Origin of the sequence: Petrocella sp. FN5, assembly GCF_029210395.1 — a bacterium.
GTDB lineage: Bacteria > Bacillota > Clostridia > Lachnospirales > Vallitaleaceae > Petrocella.
Genome location: NZ_JARGDP010000116.1, coordinates 1 through 4700 on the forward strand (window position 1 = coordinate 1; position 4700 = coordinate 4700).

Annotated in this window: 7 protein-coding genes; all 7 read left to right on the plus strand. The window is 36.6% G+C overall.

The genetic code is table 11. The annotated features are described in order from the left end of the window. Positions 1-50 precede the first annotated feature (50 nt). A complete protein-coding gene (locus P0N36_RS14545) occupies positions 51-788 on the plus strand; it encodes a hypothetical protein (protein ID WP_275843591.1) in 738 nt (245 codons plus the stop codon). A 426-nt stretch (positions 789-1214) separates the two neighbouring features. Continuing rightward, positions 1215-1526, plus strand: a complete 312-nt coding sequence (locus P0N36_RS14550) for a DUF3784 domain-containing protein (RefSeq protein WP_275843592.1) — start codon at positions 1215-1217, stop codon at positions 1524-1526. A 92-nt stretch (positions 1527-1618) separates the two neighbouring features. Then, on the plus strand, positions 1619-1828 hold the full coding sequence (locus P0N36_RS14555; RefSeq protein WP_275843593.1) for a hypothetical protein: 210 nt from the start codon (positions 1619-1621) through the stop codon (positions 1826-1828). Between the two features lie 240 nt (positions 1829-2068). Next, on the plus strand, positions 2069-2530 hold the full coding sequence (locus P0N36_RS14560; protein WP_275843594.1) for a phage integrase N-terminal SAM-like domain-containing protein: 462 nt from the start codon (positions 2069-2071) through the stop codon (positions 2528-2530). A 158-nt stretch (positions 2531-2688) separates the two neighbouring features. Next, positions 2689-3213, plus strand: coding sequence for a tyrosine-type recombinase/integrase (locus P0N36_RS14565; RefSeq protein WP_275843595.1), 525 nt, complete (start codon positions 2689-2691; stop codon positions 3211-3213). A gap of 155 nt (positions 3214-3368) precedes the next feature. Further along, positions 3369-4226 (plus strand): tyrosine-type recombinase/integrase, encoded by an 858-nt coding sequence (locus P0N36_RS14570; RefSeq protein WP_275843596.1) that lies wholly within the window; start codon positions 3369-3371, stop codon positions 4224-4226. 1 nt (position 4227) lies between these two features. After that, positions 4228-4700 (plus strand): IS91 family transposase (locus tag P0N36_RS14575; protein ID WP_275843597.1); only part of this gene is annotated, 473 nt, incomplete at its 3' end.

A 4700-nucleotide genomic window follows, 5' to 3' on the forward strand; every position in this document is an offset into this window, starting at 1 on the left:
TATTATAGATGCGCCTGTTAACAATTAAACAGGGTTAAGGGGGTAGATTTATGAATTGTCGTGAATGTAATATGCCAATAGAAGAAGGTAACTTGTTTTGCAAAAACTGTGGTTCTCCGGTAGTAACTGATTCTAAAAGAAGGCCAAGTAATAGTGGACATCAAGATATGCCGCATGATACGGCTGTGTTTATGAACGGGGAAGGTCTCATGAGATGGGCTTATGACATGAACATGTGGAAAAATCCTACCATACTCATAACGGTATGGAAAGTACTGATGTTAGGTGCTATGGCTCCGGCTTTACTCATGTTTTTCCTTACCTTGGAAGATGGCTTTATTGAGGCCGGTGCCATATTTTTCAAGGTTATTATTATTGTAGCTGTTATTCTGACAGTGCTGATGTTACTTGCCTACCCACTGGTGGCTATTATGAATGGCGGCCGGTATTGTGTTGTCTTTGAAATGAATGGCATGGGCGTGAACCATATTCAACTGGATAAACAATTTAAGAAGAGTCAAGTCTTGGCTATGATCAGTGTTTTAGCTGGCGTAATGGCTGGTAATCCTCAGACGACAGGAGCAGGGCTTTTGGCCGGAACCAAACAAAGCACTTACAGTACTTTTTCCAAAGTTAAAACCATAGTCGTTCATAAAAGTCGACATGTCATTTATCTAAACCAGAACCTAATACATAATCAAATCTATTGTGAGGCTCAGGATTTTGATATGATTTGTGATTATATTTGTCAACATTGTAAGGCAGCGAAGGTAACATATAAGAATTAAGTAAAAATAAGTAAGGTGTTGTTACTCTTAAAACTACGAAGTCTATATATTCGTGCCATAACAGTCCTTGCTACAATACGCATTAAATATTCCATGTTCATTACTGAAAGAAACTTTTTATGTAGAGTTAGGTTGAGTTATTTGGTATAATAGGCATAAGATTCGAGAAGTTCTATTCAGAGATTATAGAACTATATATAAGATATGAACGGGGAGCTATATATTGACAGCAATTCACAGATCAAGAAGACTTGATTTGTAATTTCAAGGCCCTAGTTTATCACTAGAGGTCTTTTTTATTGGCGATTTCGCATATTACTCCTCACAAAATAAGCTAAAACAATGGTGCTAAGAGCGCAATCACACTAGGGGTATGGAGAGATATTATTAAGATAGTGAAATACAGAGGATTAAGGAGATGATGATATGTTTGAATTGGTATTTATGATTTTATTAGGTGTACTGTTTGTTTATATCGGCTGGCGAATTTGGAAAAAGGAACACATAACGCTTATACATAGCTATCATTATTCAAAAGTTAAAGATAGAGATATAAAACCATATACATCAGCAGTGGGTAAATCAGTTATTATAATGGGAATAGGCATGATATTGACAGCCTTAATAGACTATGTAACAGAGACTTCATATGGTTGGATTGTATTTGGAATATTCTTTTTGTGGGGCTTCATAGTGATCCTTATTGCCCAGAAGAAATATAACGGTGGGTTATTTTAATAAAATAGCATTATGTTGTGTTATCTTAATGTTTCGTGCTTAACAATCATTCACTGGAAACGATAATATTTTGTATAAGAAGGGAAAGGTTTATGAGTCGCCTACTGAATATAATTTTTGGTTGGGAAGAAGTATTGGTAACCCAAGATCTAAATCATTACATGAAGTTGAAGTCAGATCTAAATAGTAAAGGAATTAGTACAAGAAGTGAATTTGTAAATGCTAGACATAGAGGTATAGGTAGTATTGGAAATGGCACTTATTATTTATATGTGAAGAAGGAAGAAAAGGGAAAAAAATAATAGGTAAATAAATAAAAGGGATATTACCTGGATTCAATAGCGTTATCATAGAAATTTACGTTTTTCAAATAAAAACTACATCTAGTATTGTGCAAAGCTTTTAGAAATGTTAGAATTTCAATGAGGGCATTAAATAATTGGTGATTGAGGGATTATTTTAGATTTTTTTCACAAACTCTTTCCCATATAAAAACAATTGAATAGAATATCGTATCAAAATGAGATCTGTAGGGGGAGTCTATGGAAATTCGTAAAGAAAAGGGTTATATTAGCGTTCAGATTGATTACAATCCTTATTACGTGGAACAACTAAAACATCTTGGTGGCAAATGGCAAGCAAAAGAGAAAATTTGGCATTTGTCAACGAGTCAGTATGAACCTGTTGTAGAATTGTTTCACAGAAACAAGAATGATCTTACAGAACAATCAATGGATAATCAAATAAAAATCAATATGATTAGGGATGACCTAGTGCGCTTGGGTTACAGTCCTAAAACTATAAAGAGTTATACGAATCATCTCAAAGCCTTTCTAACCAGTAGTGAAGGTGTATGCGATTTGATGAGTATCAACCGCTATTTGTTGCACTTATTAGAAAACAAAAATTCAAGCCACTCCTATTGCAATCAAGCAGTCAATGCCATCAAGATTTATGCAAGAAAAGAAGCTACGCTTCGTTATGAGCTCTGCTCATATTTCTGAACGGTTCGAAAGGAAAGGACCTTGGCGCATTCAGCTATGTTTTAAAGTTGAATGCTAGAGTATGACTTTCCTAGAGAACAAGAAAGTTCAGTCGAATTGAAGAGGCTGATATCATCAAACTACAACGACCCAAAAAAGAACAGAAGTTACCCAAGGTTATGAGTCAAGGAGAAGTCAAACGTCTGCTTGAGGTTACGAGCAATGAAAAACATAAGTCAGCGCTCATGCTTGCATATTCTTGTGGACTAAGGGTTAGTGAAGTAGCAATGATGCAAGTCAAGGATATAGATAGTGAAAGAATGGTCGTCGTCGTTCATCAAGGAAAAGGTCGTAAAGATAGAATCACTTTACTGTCTGAGAAGATGCTTGACCAATTAAGAATTTACTACAAGACTTACCGGCCTAAGGTTTGGCTATTTGAGAATCCTTTAAAAGATGGTCCGATTAGCGGGAGAACCTTGCAACAGGTATTTAGGAACTCTGCAAAAAAAGCTGAAATCAGAAGTGATGCAACATTCCATAGCTTAAGACATTCTTTTGCAACACATTTACTGGAAAACGGAACAGATTTAAGGTTTATACAGGAACTGCTTGGGCATAGCAGCAGTAAGACTACTGAAATCTACACACATGTATCTAGAGCTTCATTAAGTCGAATAACAAATCCACTTGATCAGCTTTAACAGTATTTGACGCAATGCGCATTAACAACCAATATTGCAGTATTCACGCAACGCGTGATTAAATTAGTTGAACTAAACCGCTAGCGCGGCAGCAGGAAATTCCTATGGATTCCAATTATAATAGTAATTACAAACTATTATAGGAGGAAATACATATGGAAAACACAAAACTTCGAGAACAGTTCATCAGAGACATGAAGCTCAAAGGATTTGCTGAAGGGACCCAAAAAGCCTATCTATCTTGTGTCATACTCTTTGTAAAGAAGTATAACAGGAATCCACAGGAATTAGGAGAGACAGAGATTAAGGAATATCTTTTTCAGCTATCAGAGGAAGGTCGTAGTAAAACATATATTAATCAGTGCTACAGTGGATTAAGATTTCTTTATGAAACAACACTGAAAAGAGACTGGGAAAGCTACAAAATCCCTCGAAGTAAGCAGAAAAAGAGGTTGCCCGTAGCCCTAAGTCAACAAGAAATCTACACATTAATTACAGAAACAAAAAACTTGAAACATAAAGCCATATTTTCAGTGATGTACAGTGGTGGTTTACGAGTCAAAGAGACAACAAGTCTCAAGGCTGATGATATAGATAGTAAACAAATGCGAATTTATGTATCGGATGGGAAAGGCGGGAAAGACCGTTATACAATCCTATCAAATACAGCACTTAAGGATTTAAGAGAATACTGCAAAACTTATAGGATTACGGATTCCTATCTCTTCAAAGGAAGAGATTCAGAAACACCATTGTCAAACAGGACAGTGCAATCTGTTTTTAAGCAGATAAAGGAAAAGGAAGGGCTTGATAAAAGAGCCACAGTCCATAGTATTAGACATAGTTTTGCTACACATATGTTAGAGTCAGGTGTTTCTATTTATCACCTGCAAAGGCTAATGGGCCATACCCAGGTTCAGACGACCTCGAAGTACTTGCACATCAGTAACTTGTCAGCTCTACAGATTACAAGTGTTCAAGATAAGTTGTTCGGTTCAGTTAAGGAACTCTGATATGAATATCGGAGAACTGTTCCGGCTGTATGGCAAGACTTATCGAAGGAATCATAAGCTGGCACCACACATCAGAAAAAGTATGGTGATGATAGAAAAGTGCGGTACTGGAGAGCTTGGAAGGCATCAGCTTGAGTGTGATGAATGTGGGATCAAGTACCTCCAAGAGAACTCTTGCCGTAACAGACATTGCCCGGTATGTCAGAAGGAAATCTCAAAAGACTGGGCAAAAGCAAGGATTAAGGAATTATTACCGGTATCCTATTACCATGTAATCTTCACGGTACCGGATTCACTAAATCCAATCATACAAACGAATCAGAAGAGTATGTATGACATTTTTTTCAAGGCAACGGCTGAAACAATGATGACACTGATTGCCGATCCGAAATATGTCGGAGGAAAAGGTGGAATGATATCAGTACTTCATACGTGGGGTCAGAACCTTATGAGTCATCCTCATATTCATTGTCT